This is a genomic window from Frankia sp. AiPa1 (genome assembly GCF_023243075.1).
Classification (GTDB): Bacteria; Actinomycetota; Actinomycetes; order Frankiales; family Frankiaceae; genus Frankia.
In genome coordinates, this window is the sequence record NZ_JALKFZ020000163.1 from 1 (window position 1) to 22,688 (window position 22,688).

Here is a 22,688-nt window from a genome sequence, read left to right on the forward strand (position 1 = left end):
CCCCGCGTGGGGGGGGATGGTAGCCGGCGCCGGGGGGGGGGCGGCGGGGGGGGGGGGCCGGGGGGGGGGGGGGGCGCGCCGCCCGCCGGCCGCTGGTCGAGGAAGAGCATGTCGCGGCCGGTCACTGCCAGCGGAACCGGCGGACGGCAATCGTGCCGAACACCGCGGCATAGGCCACGAGCACCAGCAGGGCTGTGACGGCGGGCCAGTGCCCGTCGAGGGTGTCCTGCACGGCGCGGGCGCCGGCGCCCAGCGGCGTGACGTCACTGACGACGCGCAGCGCGTCCGGCATCTCCGAGCGCGGAACCCACATGCCGGCGAAGAACAGCATCGGGAAGAACACCACCAGGCTCAGCGCGTTCGCGGCCTTCTCCCCCGGGGCAAGCGCCGCCAGCAGCAGGCCGATACCCAGCGTCGCCGCCGCGACCAGCAGCAGCGTAAGCAGGAACCCGGCGAACTGGTCGGGCATCGGCGTGCCGGCGACGACCGCGATGACGAGCATCACCACGTCCACGACGAGGGCGAGCGAGAGGTAGATCAGCGCCTGTGCACAGAGCAGCCGCGACGGCGGCACCGGTGTGGTCGACAGCCGGCGCAGAATGCCCCGCTCCCGATAACCGGCGAGCACCGCCGGCAGCAGATTCGCCGCCGTGATCAGGAACTCGTACATCATCAGGACCGGCAGCCAGGTCTCCAGGGCGCTGCGGCCGCCGAACGAGCCGCTCGGATGCCGCGTGCCGGGGATGGCGCCCAGCACGATCACCGCGGCCAGGGGGATCAGGGCCGTCCAGACGACGCTGCCGGCCGACCGGCCGAACAGCAGGGCCTCGACCCGCGCGAGCTCCCAGAACGGGTTCCGTCTGGTGGTCGGCGCCGTGCCGCGCGGCCCAGTACGGGAACGGGAACGGTCCACGGAGTCACGGGTAGTGGACGAGGTGAGCGGCGCGATCGATGTCATGGCGTACTCCTCGGGCACCGGCGGGATGACGTAGGTGGAGCGGACGGTCACGACGCCTGCGCGGCGGGCGCGTGGGCGGTGAGGGCAAGGTAGGCGTCGTCGAGGCTGGCCTGCTCGACCCGCAGCCGGTGAGCCAGTACCCCGCGGCGGGCCAGATGCGCGGTCAGCACGGACAGGGCCTCGCCGTCCCCGACGACGAGGAACTCCTCGCCCTGCCGGGTGGCCGATTCGATGCCGGGCAGCCCGGCGAGCTCCCGCTCGTCCAGCGGCTGCGACGGGACGAAGCGGATGCGCTGCCCGGCGTCCACCCGGGTGGTGAGCATCGACGGTGAGTCGCAGGCCACCACGCGGCCCGCGTCGATCACCGCGACGCGGTCGCACAGCCGCTCGGCCTCGTCCATGAAGTGCGTGACGAGCAGGATCGTCACCCCACGGTCACGCACCGCGGCGATGAGATCCCAGGTGTCGCGGCGCGCGGCCGGGTCCAGCCCGGTGGTCAGCTCGTCGAGGATCGCCACGTCCGGCTGGCCGACGAGGGCCAGCGCGATCGACAGCCGCTGGCGCTGCCCGCCGGAAAGCTTGCCGAACCGCACGCCCGCCTGCCGGGTCAGCCCGAGGATCTCCAGCAGCTCGTCCGGGTCGGCCGGGTCCGGGTAGAACGACGCCTGCAGCCGCAGGGCCTCGCGGACCCGCAGGTTCGCCTGCACCTGGCTGTCCTGCAACTGGACGCCGAGCCGCGCCGTCACCGCCGCCCGCTCGCGCACCGGGTCGTGGCCGAACACCCGCACGGAGCCGCCGCTCGGCTGCCGAAGCCCGGCGACGCACTCGACCGTCGTGCTCTTGCCGGCCCCGTTCGGCCCCAGCAGGCCGAAGATCTCCCCCTCGGCCACGGAGAACGACACGTCACGCACCGCGATCCGTTCCCCGTACGCCTTGCGAAGACCGGCCACCTCGATCGCCGTCATTGCCCGCACCTCCCGCGCTGTCGGACGTCGCCCTGGTGTGGCGCCGGCGTCCCCGTCGTTGACGTCCACGACGATCTCGCGGAACCGGTCGCCTCAACATCGCCCGCGCGGCTGCATCTGGCGCCCCGCCGGGTGGACTCCCCCCATCCACCGATCGGTGGATGGCACCGTCCCTGTTACCGGGCGGGCTTTCGGCTCGCTGCCCGGCGCGGGCCGGGCCGGACCCGCGTCCCGCGAAATCGCCGACAGCGTCAGGGGTGTCGTACACAGGACCCATGGCGCCCGGGGCGCCGCGAAGGGCACTACGATGCTGCGCTACCGGGGCGATCCGGCCACTCTCGGCAGGCCTCCAGCGGAACCGGCGGAGAGGCTGCCATATGACGCACGGCGAGCAGCAGGCCGCACAGCCGTGGGCCGTACAACCGCTGGAGCCCGAGGATCCCGCCCAGGTTGGGCCCTACCAGCTACTCGGCCGTCTGGGCGCGGGCGGTATGGGCAGCGTCTACCTTGGCCGAGCGAGAAGGTCCCCGACCGGGAGCACCGCGGTGGCGGACAGCCACGGCACGGGCAGCCACGGCGTCGACGGCCCTGGCTACGACGCGGACGACTACGGCCCGGACGGCGACGGCCCGGACGGACGAGGCGCGGACAGCCGTGACGCGCACAGCCGTGACGCGGACGAACGGTCGATGGACGGGCGGGCGGTCGCGGTCAAGCTGATCCGGGTCGAGCTGGCCACGGATCCGCAGTTCCGGGCGCGCTTTCGGCGGGAGGTCGAGCTCGTCCGGACGGTCGACGGTTTCTGCACGGCCGCCGTGCTCGACGCCGACCCCGAGGCACCCCGGCCCTACCTGGTCACCGAGTATCTGCCCGGGCCGACCCTGCGGCAGAAGGTCAAGGCCGATGGCCCGCTGCCGGCGGACGCCCTCAAGCAGCTCGCCGTGGCCGTCGCTACCGGACTGACCGCGATCCACCGCGCGGGGATCGTGCACCGCGACCTCAAACCGTCCAACGTGCTGCTTTCGGCGACCGGGCCGAAGGTCATCGACTTCGGGGTGGCGCGGGCCGTGGACGCCACCTCGGGGCTCAGTCACGCGGCGGCGTTCCTCGGGACGCCGGCGTTCATGGCCCCCGAGCAGATCAGACACGACGTGATCACCCCGGCGGCGGACATCTTCGCCTGGGGTGGGCTCATCGCCTACGCCGGTACCGGCCGCGAGCCGTTCGGGGACGACGTCCCGGTGCACGCCCAGTTCTACCGGACCGTGCACGAACAGCCGCGCCTGGACGGTCTCGACCTGCGGCTGCGCCCCCTGGTCGAGGCGGCGATGTCGAAGGACCCAGCCGCCCGGCCCAACGCCCATGACCTGCTGATGCGGCTGCTGGGCGAGCACCCGACGGGCGACGGCGGCCCAGGAGACAACGCCCTGGGCGACGACGTCCCAGGCCACGTCTCGGGCCACGACCCCTCGGCCGACGGCGGCCTGAGCGACCCCATCCTGGCCGACGGCGTCCTGGGCGACGGCGGCCCAGGCGCGGGTCGCAGGGGCGGGACGGCCCGCGCGAACGGTCCCGACGCGACCGTCACCTTCGACGTGAGCCCGGTGCTGTCGCTGCCGCCGAACGCCGCGGCGGCCCCGGTCCGTCCGAGCCCGGCACGCCGTGGACGCCGCCTGCTCGCGGCCATCGCCATGCTCGCCGCGGTGGTCGTGCTGGTGACGACCGTGGTCGTCTGGCGTGGCAGGGGGGCCGGCGCCACGGACACCGCAGCGGTCTCTCGCCGGATCGCCGCACAGTCGTTGCAGGTCAGCGACACCGACCCGGCGCAGGCCCGGCGGCTCGCCGTCGCCGCCTTCCGCCTGTCCCCCACCGCCGGGTCGCGTGCGGCGCTGATCGCGGCCGGCCTGCCAGTCAGCCAACCGGAGGTCCTCACCGACGGCGACGGCCAGATGCTGGCGGTGGCGTTCGCACCCGGCGGTCATGCTCTCGCGACCGCGAGTACCGGGCCGTCCCCGGGAAGCCCGGTCTGCCCGGCCGGCTCCACCGCCTCCGGCAGCGGCCAGTGCGTGTCCCCCGCGCAGGGGAACTGCCCGGCCGGCTGGACGTTCTCGACCGGCACGTCCCCGCCGGACGGCGCGTGCCTGCGGACGGTGAACCGGACCTGCCCGGTCGGCTCGACCCGCCACGGGCAGAGCTGCGTGTCGCCGCCGGTCTACCAGTGTCGCACCGGCGGCACCCTGAGCCAGGACCGGTGCCTGACCACCCCGGACTGCCCCACCGGGCTGACGCCGGAGGGCCAGCAGTGCGTCGCCGACCCGGTCGCGCAGCCGACCACCGCGCCCACCTGCGCCAGCCCGCCGAGCGGCAGCCCGCCGCGGGCCAGCCCCGGAACGGGTGCGAGCCCGGGGGTGAACGCCTCGCCCGGCGGGAGTGGCGCCGCCGGCTGCCAGCCGATCGCCCCCATCTGTCCGGACGGGCAGACGGCGGTCTCTGGTCGGTGTGTCGCCCCGGCGATCTGCCGCTCGGGCACCCCGACCCCGCAGGGGTGCTCCCGGCCGGCCGAGCGGATCTGCCTGCTCGGAACGCTCACGGCCGCCGGAACGTGCGAGACCGTGCTCGCCACGGCCTGCCCGGACGGGTCGTCGCCGAGCCCGGGCGACCCGGATGGCGCGGATGGCGCTGACCGCCCGGATGGGTCAGGGACCTGCGTCCGGGCGGCCACGCTCACCTGCCCGGACGGCACGACGAGGACGAAGGCGGGCTGCGCGCGGCCGTCCGAGAAGATCTGTCCGTCCGGCCAGTCCCTGCACATCCTGTCCTGCGGCCTTGCCCGGATGTGGACGCTCCCGGCCCACTCGCCGATGCCCACGCTCGCCGGGCACACCGGCCCGGTGTTCGGCCTCGCTCTCAGTCCCGACGGGCAGGTGCTCGCCACGGGCAGCGGCGACACCACCGTGGGCCTGTGGGACGTCCACGCCCCGGCGAGCCCGGTTCGGCAGGCCACGATTCCCGCGCACCGCGGGGCGGTGAACGCTCTGGCTTTCGCACCCACCGGGCGGCTGCTCGCCACCGCCAGCAGCGACCGGACGATCCGCCTGTGGGATCTCGCCACACCGACCGAACCGAAGCAGCTCGCGACCCTGCCCGAGGACACCACCGGCGTCCTGACCGTCGCCTTCGCCCCGAACGGACGGCTGCTGGCCACGGCCGGCGTCGGCGGGACCATCCGGTTGTGGGATGTCAGCACGCCGACGAGGCCGACCTCCGCCGGGGTCGTGCCGGTCGCGGGTGGCCTGGTCCGGGCCGTCACGTTCGCACCGGACGGGCACACGCTGGCCGCTGCCCACGCCGACGGCGGCGTGCGGCTGTGGGACGTCACCGAGCCCACCCACCCCCACCTGGATGCCACCGTCACCCACGGGAAGGGCGAGGCCCGCAGCATCTCGTTCGCCCCCGACGGGCGGCTGGCCGCCAGCGCCGGGGACGGTGGCTCCGTCCGTCTGTGGGACACGGCCAGGCCGACCGCCCCCGCACCGCTGACCACCCTGACCGGGCACGCCGGGACCGTCAACACGGTGGCGTTCGCACCGGACGGCCGGTGGCTCGCGACCGCCGCGGACGACGGCACCGCCCGCCTGTGGAGCCTTGACCCGGCAGCTCTGATCAGGGCCATCTGCGCACGCTCCGACGCACGGATGACGCCGGCCGCCTGGGCCGGCGTCATCCCCGACGTCCCCTACCGTTCGTCCTGCCCCTGACGGAAACGGCCAGCGGCCGCTATTCGACCGGAACGGGTACGGCGCGCGGCGCCGCGGGCTGGGAATCGGCGGCGTCCGCGGCGTGCGGCCCCGGTGGGGTCGACGCTGACGCGGCCGGCGCCGGGCGGCCGGGCAGGAAAAGGCTCGCGACGAAACCGACGGCGGTCAGGGCGACGATCCACCAGAACGTCGAGCCGAACGCCTCGCCGACCTTGTCGGCGATCGGCCCGGGCAGTTTCACCCCGGCGGACTCCGCGAGCGCCGACCCACCGGTCACGCCCGGCAGTCGGTGGGCGATGGCGTGCTGCAGCTCGACGGCGACGAGCGCCGTGGCCAACGATCCGCCGACCCGCTGCAGGATGTTCAGCGTGGTGGTCGCCCGCGGCACCGCGGACGGTGCGAGGGTCGCGTAGGCGGCGGCCATCGCGGGCATCATCGCCGCGCCGAAGCCCAGGCCGCGCACGAACAGCGCGCCGGTCAGCAGGCCGGTGTTGGTGTGCCCGTCGAGCTGGGTGAACGCAAGGGAGCCGAGCAGCGAGAGCAGCATGCCGAGCGGGACGACCGCGCGCGGCCCGCGCCTGTCGGCGACCCGGCCGCCGATCGCCATGGAGATCATCGCGCCCAGCCCCTGCGGGGCGAGCAGCAGGCCGGCGTGGCTGGCGCTGTCCCCCCGCGCGACCTGGTAGTACAGCGGCAGCAGGAACAGCGCGCCGAACAGCATGGCGCCGATGACGAACGTGGCGACGCTCGCGACGGTGAACGTCTTGTCGCGGAACAGGCGCAGGTCGAGCAGGGCGCCTCGGGTGCGCAGCGCGTGCACCACGAAACCGATCAGCAGGACCAGACCGAGGGCGATGCTGATCTCCACCTGCACGGAGCCGAATCCGCCGCCGTTGCCCGCCTCGGACAGCCCGTAGACGAGCGCGGCGAGGCCTGGCGAGATAAGTGCGAGGCCGCGCACATCCAGCCGCTGGCTGGCGGAACCGCGGTCGCCGCGCGGCAGCACCCGCCAGGCGAGGAACAACGCGAGCGCACCGAGCGGCACGTTCACGTAGAAGATCCAGCGCCAGCTCAGATGATCGACGATCAGACCGCCGACGACCGGCCCGAGCACCGGCGCGAGCAGCGTCGGAACTCCGATGATGCTCATCACCCGGTTCATCCGGGTGGGGCCGGCAGCCTGGGCGAGCAGTGTCATGCAGATCGGCATGATCATGCCGCCGCCAATGCCCTGCAGGACCCGGAAGACGATCAGCGCCTCCGCCGACCAGGCCAGCCCGCACAGCGCACTGCCGAGCACGAAAAGTGTCAGCGAGATCGTCCACATCCGCACCGCGCCGAACCGCTCGACCGACCAGCCGGCCAGCGGGATCACGACGGCCAGCGCCAGCAGGTAGCCGGTGCTGACCCAGGAGATGGTGGACAGCGAGGTGTGGAACTCGTTGCCAAGCGCGTGAATGGCGACCGACACGATCGTCGTGTCGAGGATCACCATGATCGCGCCGAGCATGACGGTCGCGGACAACCGGATCAGCGCCGGATCCAACTTGTCGTCGGAGGCCGCGGCGGGCGCCGCGCCCGAGGACGGCGCGCTGACGGACGGGGTGCCGGCAGGCGGCGGGCTGGCGGACGGCGCGCCGGTGGACGGGATGCCGTCGGGCGGCGAGGCCGCGTTCGGCTGATCGGGCACGTTGATCTCCGTGGCGAGAGACGAGACGAGGTGGGTACCAGGACGGACAGCGACATCCCGGCCGATCGGCCCGATCGATGTCGTCAGCCAGTGCCGACGCTCCCCTCCCTGACGAACACCAGCATCCACCTTGTCATTGAGTTGCGTCAAATATATTGTGGAAGCAACAACAGGATGGGGGCGATGTCCCGTACGATCGAGGCATGATCGACGCGCCGATCGAGGCGCGGCGGGAGTCGAGAGGGATGGGAGGACGCGCACTGTGACCATCCGGGACGCGGCTGCCGAGGCAACCCACATCCGCGAGGTGCCAACCACCCGGCCGGCCGACCCGGGAGCGCCGAGCCCATCGATACCGGATGCGGTGGAACCGAGTTCGGGCACGCCGAGCACTTCGGCGGCTCGCGAGGCGTGGCGGGCGATGCTGGCACTGACCTTCAGTGGCGAGGCACCCAGCCGGATGCACATCGTCTGCCAGGAGCTCGACCTCACTCCCGCCGCCCTGAAGATGCTCATGGTGCTCTCCAGCGGCCCGCGACCCATGCGCGCGCTCGTCGAGACGTTCCGGTACGACCCGAGCTACCTGACCAGCATCGTCGACCTGCTCGAACGCCGGGGCGTCGCCCGCCGCGAACCACACCCGACCGACCGGCGGGCGAAGACGGTGGCGCTCACCGAGGAAGGCGAGCGTGTACTGGCCCGCGCCCAGGAGCTGCTCTCCGTCCCGCCCGAGTCGCTGCGGCGACTCTCCACGGACGACCAGGCGCAGCTACTGCGCCTCCTGCTCCGCGTCGTCGACGCCGAGCCCCGCATCCTCGAGGCCCTGCGCCCACACCCCGTCGGCCCACCCCCCGCCTGATCACCCCTGGTCGATCACACCCGCCGATGTCGTCCACGCGCCCGCTATCAGCACCGCCCGCGGGACTCAGGGTGCGTCCAGGTCAGCGCCATCGTGACGGAGGGTCGAACCTCACCGGGAGGCCAGGGCGATGACGTCCACGAGCGCCGGGCGGGCTGTTGACAATCTCGATCGGTCTGGTCGACTATCGGCACTATGTCGACGATGGGTTGCACTGCGGCGCTGACCTTGCGCCGCTGCGTCGACTTCAAGCGCATCTGTAGCGCTCTGTGTCCGAGCTGACGGCTGGGCACATCTCGGCACTCTGAGTCCGTGGGGTATCGGGCTACGCGACCACCGTGCCGCCGTCGCCTCCTTTTCGCACGTTCATGTCTCGTGCGCCCCTGATGCAGGGTCTGTTTCCCGCGCACCCCTTACCCGCTTCCCGCACGTTCTTGCCCCGGATGACCGCTGCTCGCGTGCGCAAGTGCCGCGCCACGGCACGCATACCGCCGACCCCGTTACCCGCTTTTCGCCTGTCCACCGTGCCGCACCGCCACGCCTCCCGTCGCGGTCGGCGACTGTCATGCTGCCTGGAAATGGATGTCCGTGCGTTCCCGTCTCGCTTTTCGTGCCGTCTCACGATTCCTCGTCGTCGTCGCATTGGCCGTGACCGCAGCGGCGTGCGACAGTGGCGCGTCGACCCGTTCCAGTAGTGGCGAGACTGCCGCTACCGCCACCCCGGTGGCCCTCAGCACGACCATCCCGTCCGGCACGACGCTGCGGGTGGGCGACCAGCTGGACTTCCTCAAGAACCTGCTGCACCTGTCCGGCCAGGACAGCGACTTCCCATACAAGGTCCAGTACTCGGCGTTCATCGGTGGCCCGCCGATGCTTCAGGCCTTCGAGGCCGGAGCGCTCGACACCGGCACCGTCGGCAGCACTCCTCTGATCTTCGCGCAGGCCGGAAAGCAGGCGCTGCGCGCGGTGGCCGGATTCCAGTACAAGACGGGCAGCTATCAGCTCGTCAGCGCCCCGGGCCACACGGACATCACCGGCTGGAATTCCCTGCGGGGTAAGAAGGTCGCCTACCAGAAGGGCACCGCGGGCGAGGCGGTGCTTCTCCAGGCCCTAGACAGCGCCGGGCTGAAGCTGTCCGACGTCACCTCGGTCGATATCCAGCAGACCCAGGTCGCCGCGGCGTTGCAAAGCGGCTCCGTCGACGCGGGCCTGTCCATCGAGCCACTGACCAGCGCCTTTCTGGCCAAGAACCCGACCGCCAGGAACGTCGCGAGCACGACGGAGCTGCCCGACCGTTCCAACTACATCATCGCCAGCGACTCGGTGCTCGCGAGCCCCGCGAAGACGGCCGCCGAGGCCGACTACATCACCCGGCTGGCGAAGGCGTCCGTCTATCTCAGTTCGCACCCCGGCGTGTACACGAACGCCATCTACGTCACGTTGTACGGCCTGACCCAGGCTCGCGCGAACGAGATCGTCGCCACCACCGGCACGCCGACCTTCGTCCAGCTTCCCGGCGGGATCATCGCCCCCCAGCAGCGTCTGGCCGACCTCTTCCAGAGCGCGGGTGAGATCCCGACGAAGGTCGACGTCTCCGAGGAGTTCGACACCCGGTTCAACCAGGTCGTCGCGAAGGCGCAGGGCCAATGACAGGCTCCGATCTGACCAGGACCGTCCGTGCGCCGGTCACCGGGCCGGTCATCGCCGCCGCGCAGCCCCGCCCCGGCCTGGTGCGACTGCCGACGCGTCGGCCCGACCAGGCGGCTCGGGCCCGCTTTCGAATTCCCCGCGGCGTCGAGCGGTTGGCGGGAGTGGTGCTGCTGTTCGCGGGATGGCAGACAGCGTCGAGCGCCGGGTGGCTCAGCCCGCGGGTGCTGGCGGGTCCCTCCGCGGTGGTCACCGTCGGCTGGGATCTCATCCAGGACGGAACGCTCTGGTCGGCGCTTCGGGCATCGTTGTGGCGGGTTCTGTGGGGCCTCGGGCTCGGTGTGCCCATCGGGGTGGTCCTCGCGCTCGCGTCCGGGCTGACCCGGGTCGGCGACGACCTCGTCGACGGGAACATCCAGATGCTGCGCTTCGTGCCGATCATCGGCCTGCAGCCCCTGCTCATCCTGTGGCTCGGACTGGGTGAGACCGCGAAGATCAGCCTGCTCGTGATGGGCGTGGCGTTCCCGATCTACGTGAACACCTCGGTCGCCATCAGGTCACTCAACCCGGGCTATCGCGAGCTTGCCGACGTCGCCGGGCTCGGCCGCGCCGCACTGATCCGTCACGTGGTCATTCCAGGTGCGCTGCCCAGCTTTCTCGTCGGCCTACGGCTCGCGACGGCCGTCGCCTGGCTGCTGCTGGTGTTCGCCGAGCAGATGAACGCCCACAGCGGCATCGGCTATCTCATGATCCGTGCACAGACGTTCTTCCAGTCGGACGTGATCGTGCTCTGCCTCGTCGTCTACGCCCTGCTCGGCCTGATCTCGGACGGGCTCATCCGAATTCTCGACAGGAGGGTCCTACGTTGGCAGCCGGGACGCTGAACACGCACACCGCGGGGTCCACCCGACAGTCGGCGACCACGACGGAGACCGCCGCGACGCAAGCAGCCACGTCGCCGGCCACCCCCACGTCGACAGCCACGACGGAGACGGCCACGACGGTTTCGGGCCACAACGTGTCGGGCACGACACCGACGGATGCCGCCGCCGGTTTCGTCACGCGCGGCCTGACCCGGTCGTTCGGACCGCGCCGGGTGCTGCGCGGCATCGATCTCGAGGCCGCGCCCGGCGAGTTCGTGGCGTTGCTCGGCCGCAGCGGCTCGGGCAAGAGCACCCTCCTGCGCGCCCTCGCCGGTCTCGACTCCGAGGCCGGCGGGGAGCTGCTCGTCCCCGAACGCCGGGCCGTCGTCTTCCAGGACCCGCGGCTGCTGCCGTGGAAGAGCGTGCTGGACAACGTGACTCTGGGTCAGCGCGGCGCCGCGGCGGCCGAACGCGGGCGCGCGGCGCTGGGCGAGGTCGGTCTGACCGGCCACGAGCGGGACTGGCCGAAGACCCTCTCCGGCGGCGAGGCACAACGCGCGGCTCTCGCCCGGGCCCTCGTCCGCGAGCCGGCGCTGCTCCTGCTCGATGAGCCCTTCGGCGCGCTCGACGCCCTGACCCGGATCAGGATGCACGCGCTGGTGCAGGAGCTGTGCGGCCGGCACCGGCCGACCGTCCTGCTCGTGACGCACGACGTCGACGAGGCGATCCTGCTGGCCGACCGCGTGCTGGTCCTCACCGACGGGCACATCTCGCTCGACGTCCCCGTCGGGCTGCCCAGTCCGCGGCTACGCGGCGACGAGGCCTTCACCGTCCTGCGCTCGCGGCTCCTGCGCGAACTCGGCATCGACGAGAACGCCGCCGGTATCCACGCGTCGTCCGCGGCAGCACCGCAGGCCGGCTGAGCCGACCCCGGCGCATCGACCCCAGCCCCCCGGCCGCCCGGACGCCCGGCCGCCGCCGGCGTCTCCCACCCCAGGCCCCAGGCGCCACGTCCCGACCCACCTCGCAAGGAGATACCGCAATGACCGTCACCGCTGAGCCAGAAGTGACCGTCCGCCCCGCCGCGGCCGGGTCCTCGGCGCCCGACCTCCCGTTCGAGGTGATCCCGCTCTCCGGCCACCTCGGCGCCGAGATTCCCGGCCTCGACCTGCGCACCCTCGACGACGGCGAGATCGCGGCGATCCGCACCGCCTGGCTGCACTACAAGGTCGTCTTCTTCCCGGGCCAGGATCTGACGCCGCGGGAGCACCTCGCCTTCGCCCGTCGCTTCGGCGAGCCGACGGAGGGCCACCCGGTGATCCCGGGTCTGGCTGACCAACCCGAGGTGTTCCAGATCAACTACACCGAGGCCAGGGAGCTCGCGGCGGCCTATGGCAAGGTCAGCGACGTCTCGCGCGGACTGCACTGGCACACCGACGTGACCTTCGTGAAGCGCCCGCCGCTCGGCTCGATCCTGCGCGCGGTCGAGGTGCCCCGGGCCGGGGGTGACACCCTGTTCTCCAGCCAGGAGGCCGCCTTCGACGATCTCAGCCCGGCGCTGCAGGAGTTCCTGAGCACACTGACCGCCGTCCACGACGGCGAGGACCAGTTCAGGGTCATCCTCGACCTGGTCGGCGAGGGCCACTGGGAGGGCGAGACCTTCACCAAGCTCGAGCCGGTCGAGCACCCGGTCGTGCGCACGCACCCGGAGACCGGAAAGCGGTCGCTGTTCGTGAACCCCGGCTTCACCTCCCACATCAAGGAGCTGAAGCCCGCCGAGAGCGACGCGCTGCTCGCCTTCCTCTACCATCATTCGGTGCGCCCGGAGTTCACGTTGCGCTACCACTGGCAGCCGGGAACCATCGGCTTCTGGGACAACCGCGCGACCCAGCACGCCGTCGTCGGCGACTTCGGCAACGCACACCGCGTGATCCAGCGCGTCACCCTGCGCGGCGACGAGCCCCGCTGACTCTCGCGAACGCCGTGACCATCGAGGGTCCGGCCAGTCCAACCGGACCGCCGGACCCTCATCGCACTCCCATACCAGTTCACTGCACCTCAGGTCGCCTGCCGCGGTTGGATAAGCGAGCCGTACGGACGAATTAAGATGATCTCATGGACTTTGAGGGCAAAGTGGTACTCATCACTGGCTCGACGAGTGGGATCGGCGCAGCGACTGCTGCCCTGTTCGCCTCGCGCGGCGCCCATGTTCTTGTCACTGGTCGTGACCCGGACCGAGGGCGCGAGGTCGTCGCGGACATTCGCGCGGCCCACGGCGAAGGGGAATTCCTGCCAGCGGTGCTGTCTGATGCGGCGAGCGCGCGGGACCTGGCAGCGCGGGCGACCGAGGTCGCCGGCCGCGTGGATGTTCTGATCAACAACGCGGCGATCGCCTCGTTCGGTTCCACCGGCGACATGACCGAGCGGGCGTTCGAGGACATGTATGCGATCAACGTCAAGGTCCCGTACTTCCTGGTCGGCGCCCTGGCACCGGCGATGGCGCAGCGCGCGAGCGGCATCGTCGTGAATGTCACGACGATGGTCGCCGGCTTCGGCGCGGCCGGCTCGTCCATCTATGCCTCCAGCAAGGCCGCGCTCAACGCGCTGACCAAATCCTGGGCCGCGGAGTACGGGCCTCACGGGGTGCGGGTCAACGCGGTGGCACCAGGGCCGACCTACACCGAAGGGACGCGGGTGGGGTACGGAGTACAGGCGTTGGAGCGACTGGCGTCGCGTGCCCCAGCACGGCGCGTTGCCGACGCCGCGGAAATCGCGCGGGTCATCGCCTTCCTCGCCAGCGACGAGGCCAGCTTCATACACGGCGTGGTCCTCAACGCGGACGGTGGCCGCGGCGCGGTGTGATCGCGCGCGGCCCACAACCGCGGACCCCGGAAAGAAGCCCACGGAAGATCGCCGGCAGGCTCGATCCTGCTGCGGTTCGATGGATGAGAAGGCGGTACGGTCCAGCGATCATGCGCGGCCGTCTCGATCTCGGTGGATGAAGGTGCCGGTGCGCGTCCCGAAGCGGAACCGGGCGTCCGGTGCCCGTGCGGCCGTGGCCGGGACCGGGCCGAAGAGAGTGGTGCGCAGGGACGGGCCGAAGGCGCGGACTATTTCATCGGGGCGCATGGATGCCACGGGTTCGGCGGCGAGCAGGTAGCGGGTGAAGATCAGGCCGCCGATCTGGGTGACGAAGATGCCGGCACGCCTCTGGGCGTCGGCCCCGCCGATGCGCTCGGCCAGCCGGTCGACGAGCTGGCGGTGGATGCCGCCACGGATCAGCGCGGCGAGCTCGGGATCCGCCATCGCGGCGCGGATGCCGGCGATCAGCGGGACACCGGTCTCCGGGTTGTCGTATGCGGCGAGCAGGGTCGGGAGCAGGCGCTGCGGCAAAGTTTCAAGATCACCGCGGAGCAGGCCGGCCATGATGTCCGTGGGGCTGAGGGTGAGTTCGAGGACGGCGGCGAACAGGCCGCTCTTGGACCCGAAGTAGTAGCTGATCAACGCCGCGTCGACACCGGCATCGGCGGCCAGCGAGCGCATGGTGACCGCCTCATAGCCCTCACGGCGGAACCGATCCCGCGCCACCTCGAGGATCTGACCGCGCACGTCCGGACGGCCCGGCCGCCGGCCGCGCGGGGGCGGCGTGGGCGTCAGGTCCGCCCCCACCTCCACCTCCACCTCCGACGCCGACTGAGGCTCCGGCTCGACGTGCGGCTCGGGGAGCGGCTCCGCCGAATAATTCATCACGGTTGAACAACCGTAGTTCCTGAGAGCACGGTCGGTCCAGAGCTCGATGACCCGCCACTCCGAAAGGACCCGGACCATGACCACGCCAGCCGCCGTCCCTGCCTCGAACACCGCGCCCCGGCACCAGAAGGCGCCACCGTCCGCGACGGGCGGAGGGCCATCGCCATCCGTCCGTGCCGGTGCGGACGACGCGGACGCCGGAGGCGGCGCCAGCGGCCGTGCCAGCGGCGGCGGGAGAGAGGCGGACCGGACCGACACGTCGTCGGACGGCTCGGGGCTGCGGCACGGGCGAGTGCTGGCGGTGACCTGCCTGGGGCTGGCGACGGTGGTGTCGGCGATGTCGTCACTGAACGTGGCGTTGCCGTCGATCGCGACGGACACGCACGCCTCGCAGACCCGGCTGTCGTGGATCATCGATGCCTACAGCCTCGTCTTCGCCTCTCTGCTGCTGCCGGCGGGAGCGCTCGGAGACCGGCTCGGTCGGCGCCGCGCGCTGCTCGCGGGGCTTGCGATCTTCGGAGCCGGGTCGGCGGCGGCGCCGTTCACGTCCAGTGCGGCGGCGCTGATCGGGTTGCGCTGCGTTCTCGGGCTCGGGGCTGCGCTGGTGATGCCGGCGACGCTGTCGACGATCACGGGGACGTTCCCCCGGGAGCGGCGGGCTGCGGCGGTCAGCGTCTGGGCCGCGGTCGCCGGGTCGAGCGCCGTCGTCGGCGTGCTCGCGTCGGGGCTGCTGCTCGAGGTGTGGTCCTGGCGAGCGGTGTTCGTCCTCGGCGTGGTGCTCGCCGCCGTCGCCCTGCTCGGGACCTGGCGGTTCGTGCCGGACACCGCCGACCCGCAGCATCCGCCGATCGACGTTGTCGGCGCGGTGCTCGCCGTCGCCGGGCTCGGCGCGCTGGTCTACTCGATCATCGAGGCGCCGGAGCATGGCTGGCTGTCGGCAGCCACCCTGGTGGGGATCGGCCTCGGAGCGGTGCTGCTGGCCGGATTCGTCGGCTGGGAGCTGCGCACGTCCAACCCGTTGCTGGACCCGCGGCTGTTCACCCGGCCGGCGTTCGCGGCCGGATCACTGTCGATCATGTTGCAGTTCTTCGCGTTCTTCGGCCTGATCTTCGTGCTGATGCAGTATCTGCAGCTCGTCCGGGGTGACAGTGCGCTGATGGCGGCGGTCAGTGTGCTGCCGATGACCGCGGGCCTGATTCCCGCGTCCAGGCTCGCCCCGAAGCTCGCCGGCCGGATCGGCGCCCGCGCCTGCTGCGTGGCCGGGCTGCTGCTGCTCACCGCGGGGATGGCGATCCTGGCCCAGGTGGACGAGGGCAGCTCCTATGGACTCCTTGCCGGCGGCCTGTTCCCGCTCGGTCTCGGGATGGGATTCGCGATGACACCGGCCACGACCGCCATCACCGACAGCCTGCCGCCAGCGCTGCAGGGCGTCGGGTCGGCCGTCAATGACCTGTCCCGCGAGCTGGGCGGGGCGCTCGGGATCGCCGTGCTCGGCAGCCTGCTCGGCTCGGCCTACCGCTCCCACCTGTCGCTGCCCGCGGCCGTACCGCCGGCACTCGCCGACAAGGCCCGCGCGTCCTTCGGCCTGGCGGCCCACCTCGGCGAACCGGTCCGCGGCCACGCCCAGTCGGCGTTCGTCGACGGCATGACCGTCGCCCTGCTCGGCGGCGCCGCCGCGACCGCCCTGGCCGCCATCGCCGTCGCCCTCCTGCTCCGCCCCCACCGAACCGACTGACCTGCGACCGCCGCGGACCTCAGCCGTCACAGGGGCGTCCACATTCGTCGATGGTCACGCCCCGCAGCGGGCACCGAGTCAAGATCCCGCTACACAGGTCGCCGTGGGGGGCAAATCGGACACAAATCCCCCCACGGCGACCTGTTTGAATCTTGGGGCCGCATTACCCTAGATTCGCCATCACAGATCGTGATACTCCAGGCTTGATGGCACCACGCGCGATGAGATTTGACGGGCTGCTGTGATTCCCGCCGTACTGTCCGCCGCGCTCGGGAGCGCTCCACTGCCGCCCAGCGGGCACGCGCAGACCGGCTGCCTGGGGCGACCGTACGCGTGACCCCCTGCGATCGCATGGCCGGTCCGGCCCTGCGGCGACGACGGCGGGTGATGAGCGGGCGGACTGACAGGCACCACCTGCCCGCCGTGAACGGGCGGCGGGGTAACGTACGCCGATCCAGGACGACGGCGCGATCATGTCCTGGTTCCCGCGGGCACACCACCGGCGGTGGTGTGCCGAGGCCGAGGCCGGGGATCAAGCACGATCAAGGTCGAGACCGAAGCCGCCGCGACCGCGCCGCCCCTGCCCCCGGTCCGCGGATGGAAGTGGTTCCTACGTGATGCCCCGCCACGACGTGACGGCACCCACCAGTACCGCATCTCCACAACCCGCGTCTCCACAACCCGCCTCGCCACGACCCGCCTCACCGAAGGCCGCCGCGCCACGACCCGCCGCGCCACGACCCGCCTCGCCGAAAGCCGCCTCGCCGAAAGCCGGAGCGCTGAAAGCAGGGGCGCCGGCAGCCCGGCCGCCGAAGCCCACGGCTTCGCAACGCACATCGCCGAAGGCCGGGAGGCGATGGTGGCGGCGGCGGCCCACGCCGGCTCTGATCGCCGCACTGACGGCGCTCGTCGGCCTGATCGACGTCGTCCTCGCGATCAGCCACCGGACCACCCGGTGGACCTGGATCGGCCGGATGATTCCCGGCCTGGTGACCGACGCGGCGACCGGCACGAGCGTCGGCGCCGGCCTGCTGCTCATCGGCCTGTCCCACGGCCTGCGCCGGCGCAAACGGCGGGCGTGGCAGGCCGCGGTGGTGCTCTCCGGCGCGGCGGTGCTGCTGGACCTCGTCGCCGGCTTCGCCGTGGTCCAGGCGGCGGTGGACGCCGTCCCGTTCGCGGTTCTGCTCGCGACCAGGCGCAGCTTCCACGCCGCTGGCGACCCGCGCACCCGCTGGCGGGCCCTCGGCGCGCTGGCCACCTTCGCGGTCGCGGACCTGGCCATCGGCCTCTCGCTGATCCGCTTCCGTCACGGCCACGGCGACGGCGGGGAACGCCTCGCGCACATCCTCGCCGGGCTGGTCGGCGTCAGCGGACCGGTGCGCTTCGCCGAGGGGGACGGCGACCTCGTCGGTTCGGTCCTGCTGGCCCTCGGCGCGGTCACCGTCGGTGTCACCGGCTACCTGGCGTTGCGTCCCGCACGTCAGGTAGCGGCCCTGAGCGATGACGACGACACCCGGATGCGTGATCTGCTGGCGCGCCACTGCGGCCGGGACTCGTTCGGCTACGCGGCCCTGCGCCGAGACAACAGCGTGCTGTGGTCGCCGTCCGGGAAGTCCGCGATCGTCTACCGGGTCGTCGGCGGGGTGGTCCTGGCCTGCGGCGACCCGCTCGGAGACCCGGAGACCTGGCCCGCCGCGATCGGCCCGTTCCTCGAGCTCGCCGCCGCCCACGCCTGGGTGCCGGCGGTCGTCGGCTGCGGTCCCGACGGTGGACGGGCCTGGCAGCGCGCCGGCCTGCGCGTGTTCGAACTCGGTGACCAGGCGGTCGTGCCGACGGCGGGTTTCAGCCTCGACGGACGCTCGATGCGCTGCCTGCGCCAGACCGTCGGACGCGTCGAACGCGCCGGCTACACCACCCGGGTCGACCGGGTCGCCGACCTCACCGACGACGAGCGCGCCCTGGTCACCGACCGGGCGGCGGCGTGGCGTTCCCGCGGCGGCGCCGGCGGCTGCGCGACGCATCTCGGCCGGGTCGCCGACCTCGCCGATCTCGACTGCCTGGTCGTCCGCGCCTTCCACGGGGAACAGCTGTGCGGGGTGCTGACCTTCCTGCCCTGGGGACGCGACGGGCTGGCCCTCGACGTGGTGCGCCGCGACCGCACCTCGGCGAACGGCCTGACCGAGTTCATGGTCGTCGCGCTGCTACGCGAGGCCCCCCGGCTGCGGGTCCGGCAGGTTTCGCTCACCTTCGCCGCGTTCCGGGCGACCCTGGCCCGCGGCGAACGTCTCGGCGCCAGCCCCGCGCTGCGGCTGTGGCGGCGGATGCTGCTCGGCGCGTCCCGCTGGTTCCAGATCGAGTCGCTCTACCGCTTCAACGCCAAGTTCGACCCCGCATGGCAGCCCCGCTACGCCGCCTGGCCCACGACCCGCGACCTCCCCCGCATCCTGTGCGCCGCGATGCGCGCCGAGGCCCTCATCCCCCGCCCCACCCTCCTGCGCCGCCGCCCGACCCGCCGTCTCGACTCGGCTGCCTCACCCGACCCGACCGACCCGACCGACCCCACCGACCCGACCGACCCCACCGACCCGACCGACCCGACCGACCCCACCGACCCGACCGACCCCACCGACCCGACCGACCCGACCGACCCGACCGACCCGACCGACCCACCGTCGGTTGTCGACGCCCCGCACCCGCCGATCGTCTTCGTCTGCCCGCCGGACACCGACGACCGCTACGCTCCGCGCTCGGCGCTGCAGCAAGATCCGGCCAAGTAGGTCGCCGTGGGGGGCAAAACGGACACGAACCCGCCCTCAGTAACCTCTTTAGATCTTGGCGCACTGAAAGCAAGATCTAACTGTCACCTACAGTCACCGCGGCTGGCGGCCGGCGGCTGGCGGCTGGCCCCGCCTGGATGGCCGGGCGGACAGTCCCAGGAAACCTGGCGGTCCGCGCGACCGGCTGACTTTCATGAGGACCGGCCAGTATCCGCTCGTGGCGGTCACGGGATCACCGGCCGGCCCGTTGGGATCAGGCACGGACATGCCTGGGGATCAGGCGGGACACGACCGGATCAGAGCTCACATTGACAGGGCGGGTCAGGCTTGGTTGCCTCGCCGGGTGAGCACGCGGCGCACCGTCCGGCTGGCTGTCGTCAGTGTGGCCCCGACGCCGGCGCTGCGGGCCGCCCGTTTCGCGGCCGATGACGAGGGTCTGGACGCCGACGGGCTGCGCCGGGCCGCGGTCGCCTCCCGCGCGCTCGCCGCGCCGGGCCTGCTGCCCGGCCGCGCCCGGGTTCTGGTGGACGATTCGGCCCGAGCTCGGCAGACCGCACGCGCGCTGGGGCTCGGTGCACGGGCCGGCGAGGGCGGCGTCCAGGTGGAATCGGCTCTGCGCGACCTGGACGTCGGCGCCTGGCAGGGGCTGGACGTCAGCGATATCCCGATCGGCGATCTCCGTCGCTGGCACGAGCAGCCGGGGATGGTGCCGCCCGGCGGCGAGTCGCGGGAGGACCTGTTCAAGCGGGTCGCGGCCTGGCTCGCGGGGCTCGCGACCGCGGCGGAGCACGTGATCGCGGTGAGCCATCCGGCGGTCGTGCGGGCGGTGTTACTCACCGTTCTGCGCTGCCCGCCGGAGATGTTCTGGCGTATCGACGTCGCTCCGCTGTCCGCCACCCTGCTGCACCGTCCCGCCGCCGAACCCGACCGCGCCGACGATCCCGACGCCTCCGATGCCCTCTGGACCCTCAGTCACGCCTGCCGACCCCTGTAAACCAGGGCCGAGATCGCGGGCGGCCGAGGTGACCGCGATCGAGGTGATGCGGCGGTGTGGTGGCCTCGGCAGGTCGCGACTCCAGGAGAGAGATCGCTAGCGGGTCAGGCCGACGAACGGAATGGTGGCACCACCGGGCACCGGCAGGCCGGGTGCGGCGGTGTCGGCTGTGGGCGCGGAGCCGACGCCCGGCGTGCCCGTGACGGGACCGTCGGGCGGGGAGCTGCCGGCCCCGGTGGAGAACAGCCCGGCTCGGGTGAGCTGGGGCAGGACGCCTTCGCCGAACCAGTACAACTCCTCCAGGTGCGGGTAGCCGGACAGGACGAACTCGTCGATGCCCAGCGCCGCGTACTCGGCGATCCGCTCGGCGACCTCGAGGTGGCTGCCGACCAGCGCCGTCCCGGCGCCGCCACGGACCAGGCCGACTCCCGCCCAGAGGTTCGGCGCGATCTCCAGGGCGCGCGGGTCCCGCCAGCTGCCGTCGGCGCGGTGGCGTTCGTGCAGGGCGAGCATGCGGGCCTGGCCGGTGGACTCGCTGCGGGCGAGCCCGGCCTGGGCGGCGGTGACGACGTCCTCGCCGAGCGCGTCGAGCAGCCGGCCGGCATCGCGCCAGGCGTCCTCGGCGCGGTCCCGGCTGAGCACATGCAGCCGGATGCCGAACCGGATGGACCGTCCCCGCTCGGCGGCCAGGCCCCGGATCCAAGCAAGCTTCCCGGCGACGGCGTCCACCGGCTCGCCCCAGGTCAGGTACACGTCGGCGTGGGTGGCGGCGACCGGTCCCGCGGCGGCCGACGAGCCACCGAAGTACAGCGGAGGCACCGGGTTGGGCAGGGTCGCCAGCCGAGCTCCCTCCACGTGCAGATGCGTCCCGCGATGGGTGACCGTCTCCCCCGCCCACAGGCGTCGCACGATGGACAGGAACTCCTCGCAGCGGGCGTAACGGGCGTCCTTGTCCAGGTGGTCGCCGTACGACCGCTGCTCGTGCGCCTCACCGCCGGTGACGACGTTGAGCAGCAGCCGTCCCGGCGCGTGCGCGTGGTAGGTCGCGGCCATCTGCGCGGCCAGGGTGGGGCTGATCAGGCCCGGTCGGAACGCGACGAGGAACGCCAGGCGCTCGGACTCGCGGGTCAGCATCGCGGTGGTCAGCCAGGCGTCCTCGCACCAGGCTCCGGTCGGCATGAGCGCGCCGGTGAACCCGAACTCCTCCGCGGCCCGGGCGATCGACGACAGATAGCCGATGCTGGACCGGCGGTCTCCGGCCGCGACGCCCGCGGTCAGGCCGTGGCCGCCGCCGACGATGAACCTCGAGTCGCCGTAGGACGGCAGGAACCAGTGCAGGCGCAGCGTCATGACGCGGCCCACCACCTTTCGGATCGCACGCGGGCCCGCGGGTGTCGCGGGCCGACAGGTCGCGGGGCCGCCGGGGCCGCGGGCGCTCCCGTGTGAATGGTCCGCTCAGAGCTGGCCATGACGGGGGATCCTCGTCCCGGACAGCAGCCAGCGGCCGATGTGCTGGACCTTCCAGCGGCTCGGGTCGTGCAGGGTGTGGGTGCGCGCGTCGCGCCAGTAGCGGTCCAGGCCGAGCGGGCCGGCGGCGCTGCGGGTGCCGCCGAGCTCGAACAGCTCGGACGCGGCGCGCACCGCCGCCCGGCCGCCCGCGACCTTCGCGACCGCGGTGGCGACCGACGCCCGCGTCGTGCTGTCGTCGGTCAGGTCCCGCTCGGCGGTGTCGATGGCCGCCGCGGCCGCACGCAACAGCGCCTCCGCCGCGCGCACCTCGATCTCCAGCTCCCCGGCCTGCTGGACGAGCAGCGGATCGTCCGCGGCCTGTTCGACGCCCGCCTCGAACCACGGCCGGGCCCGCGCCACCTGCGTCACCGCCGCGTCCAGCGCGCCGCGGGCGATGCCGACGTCGATCGCGGCGTGCAGCACCTGGGCGCGGGCGCCGTAGGTGGTCGGCCCGTCGAAGATCGGCGTGAACGGGACGACCTGGTCGGCCTCGACCTCCACCTCGTCGAGATGGACGGTGCCACTCGCGGTGGTGCGCTGCCCGACGGCGTCCCAGTCGTCGTCGACCGTCACACCGGGCGTGTCACGGCGCAGGAAGGCCAACGCCTTGCCAGGTGCGCCGTCCGGGACTGCCGGACCGCCGGGGCTGGCGAGGGCGGCACGCACGACGATCCAGTGGGCGAACGTCGCGCCGGTGCAGTAGAACTTCTCGCCAGTCAGCAGGTAGCCGCCGCCCGGCCGGGGCCGCAGGGTGGTGGCGTCGTCGGTGATGGTGCGCCCGGCCCGTTCGGTCTGCGCGTTGGCGAACCGCCGGCCGGCGAGCGCCTCGGCGAAGTACCGTCGCTGCTGGGCCTCGCTGCCGGTCAAGCGCAGCACGTCGAGGTAGACGAAGTGGCTCTGCGGGATCTGGGCGAGGCTCGCGTCCACTGTCGCGAGCCGTCGGAAGACCTCGGCGAGCACCGCCACCGACACCTGCGCCCCACCGAACCGCGCCGGCACGCTGATGCCGAGCAGCCCCGAGGCCGACAGCTGCTCGACCTGCTCCCACGGCAGCACCCGCCCCGCGTCCCGGCCCGCGGCCCCGGCCGCAGACCGCTCCGCCAGCCCCCGAGCCGCCGCCACCGCCTCATCCCCGGACCGCAAAACCACCACCGCCCCATCCCCCTTCCCATCCCCGAGCACC

The 22,688-nt window shown here is 72.6% G+C and carries 16 protein-coding genes; 10 read left to right on the top strand and 6 right to left on the bottom strand.

The window, feature by feature from the left end; genetic code table 11:
- Positions 1-121 precede the first annotated feature (121 nt).
- The gene (locus tag MXD95_RS18830; RefSeq protein ID WP_250641980.1) at positions 122-958 is read right to left on the bottom strand and encodes an ABC transporter permease; all 837 of its coding nucleotides are present in this window, start codon (positions 956-958) and stop codon (positions 122-124) included.
- A gap of 47 nt (positions 959-1,005) precedes the next feature.
- A complete protein-coding gene (locus MXD95_RS18835; RefSeq protein ID WP_250641981.1) occupies positions 1,006-1,923 on the bottom strand; it encodes an ABC transporter ATP-binding protein in 918 nt (305 codons plus the stop codon).
- Positions 1,924-2,300: 377 nt separating this feature from the next.
- Between MXD95_RS18835 and MXD95_RS18840 the strand changes: the two genes are divergently transcribed.
- On the top strand, positions 2,301-5,681 hold the full coding sequence (locus MXD95_RS18840; RefSeq protein WP_250641982.1) for a WD40 repeat domain-containing serine/threonine protein kinase: 3,381 nt from the start codon (positions 2,301-2,303) through the stop codon (positions 5,679-5,681).
- 19 nt (positions 5,682-5,700) lie between these two features.
- On the opposite strand, the gene MXD95_RS18845 is transcribed toward MXD95_RS18840, so the two are convergent.
- Positions 5,701-7,371, bottom strand: a complete 1,671-nt coding sequence (locus tag MXD95_RS18845) for a DHA2 family efflux MFS transporter permease subunit (RefSeq protein WP_250641983.1) — start codon at positions 7,369-7,371, stop codon at positions 5,701-5,703.
- 262 nt (positions 7,372-7,633) lie between these two features.
- Here MXD95_RS18845 and MXD95_RS18850 point away from each other — a divergent pair, with 262 nt between their 5' ends.
- The 6 genes from MXD95_RS18850 to MXD95_RS18875 all read left to right on the top strand — a co-directional run bounded on the left by MXD95_RS18850 (position 7,634) and on the right by MXD95_RS18875 (position 13,602).
- Positions 7,634-8,230, top strand: a complete 597-nt coding sequence (locus MXD95_RS18850; RefSeq protein WP_250641984.1) for a MarR family winged helix-turn-helix transcriptional regulator — start codon at positions 7,634-7,636, stop codon at positions 8,228-8,230.
- 648 nt (positions 8,231-8,878) lie between these two features.
- On the top strand, positions 8,879-9,880 hold the full coding sequence (locus MXD95_RS18855; protein WP_250641985.1) for an ABC transporter substrate-binding protein: 1,002 nt from the start codon (positions 8,879-8,881) through the stop codon (positions 9,878-9,880).
- Entirely contained in the window at positions 9,877-10,761 is an 885-nt protein-coding gene (locus MXD95_RS18860) for an ABC transporter permease (RefSeq protein WP_250641986.1), read from the top strand. Before MXD95_RS18855 ends, MXD95_RS18860 begins: the two co-directional genes overlap by 4 nt.
- Positions 10,762-10,895: 134 nt before the next feature.
- Complete coding sequence (locus MXD95_RS18865) at positions 10,896-11,663, top strand: ABC transporter ATP-binding protein (RefSeq protein WP_250642028.1); 768 nt, start codon at positions 10,896-10,898, stop codon at positions 11,661-11,663.
- Positions 11,664-11,782: 119 nt separating this feature from the next.
- A complete protein-coding gene (locus tag MXD95_RS18870) occupies positions 11,783-12,709 on the top strand; it encodes a TauD/TfdA dioxygenase family protein (protein ID WP_250641987.1) in 927 nt (308 codons plus the stop codon).
- Positions 12,710-12,855: 146 nt separating this feature from the next.
- Complete coding sequence (locus MXD95_RS18875; protein WP_250641988.1) at positions 12,856-13,602, top strand: SDR family NAD(P)-dependent oxidoreductase; 747 nt, start codon at positions 12,856-12,858, stop codon at positions 13,600-13,602.
- Positions 13,603-13,710: 108 nt separating this feature from the next.
- On the opposite strand, the gene MXD95_RS18880 is transcribed toward MXD95_RS18875, so the two are convergent.
- The gene (locus MXD95_RS18880; protein ID WP_250641989.1) at positions 13,711-14,487 is read right to left on the bottom strand and encodes a TetR/AcrR family transcriptional regulator; all 777 of its coding nucleotides are present in this window, start codon (positions 14,485-14,487) and stop codon (positions 13,711-13,713) included.
- Between the two features lie 79 nt (positions 14,488-14,566).
- Here MXD95_RS18880 and MXD95_RS18885 point away from each other — a divergent pair, with 79 nt between their 5' ends.
- The 3 genes from MXD95_RS18885 (at position 14,567) to MXD95_RS18895 (ending at position 19,996) form a co-directional block, all read left to right on the top strand.
- Positions 14,567-16,225 carry an MFS transporter gene (locus MXD95_RS18885; RefSeq protein ID WP_250641990.1) on the top strand — a complete coding sequence of 553 codons (1,659 nt, stop codon included), beginning with the start codon at positions 14,567-14,569 and terminating at the stop codon, positions 16,223-16,225.
- 989 nt (positions 16,226-17,214) lie between these two features.
- A complete protein-coding gene (locus MXD95_RS18890; protein ID WP_374122075.1) occupies positions 17,215-19,002 on the top strand; it encodes a phosphatidylglycerol lysyltransferase domain-containing protein in 1,788 nt (595 codons plus the stop codon).
- Positions 19,003-19,345: 343 nt separating this feature from the next.
- Entirely contained in the window at positions 19,346-19,996 is a 651-nt protein-coding gene (locus MXD95_RS18895) for a histidine phosphatase family protein (RefSeq protein WP_250641992.1), read from the top strand.
- A 96-nt stretch (positions 19,997-20,092) separates the two neighbouring features.
- Here MXD95_RS18895 and MXD95_RS18900 read toward each other — a convergent pair whose 3' ends face one another.
- Positions 20,093-21,346 carry an LLM class flavin-dependent oxidoreductase gene (locus MXD95_RS18900; RefSeq protein WP_250641993.1) on the bottom strand — a complete coding sequence of 418 codons (1,254 nt, stop codon included), beginning with the start codon at positions 21,344-21,346 and terminating at the stop codon, positions 20,093-20,095.
- Positions 21,347-21,451: 105 nt separating this feature from the next.
- Positions 21,452-22,657 (bottom strand): SfnB family sulfur acquisition oxidoreductase, encoded by a 1,206-nt coding sequence (locus MXD95_RS18905; RefSeq protein WP_250641994.1) that lies wholly within the window; start codon positions 22,655-22,657, stop codon positions 21,452-21,454.
- Positions 22,658-22,688 lie beyond the last annotated feature (31 nt).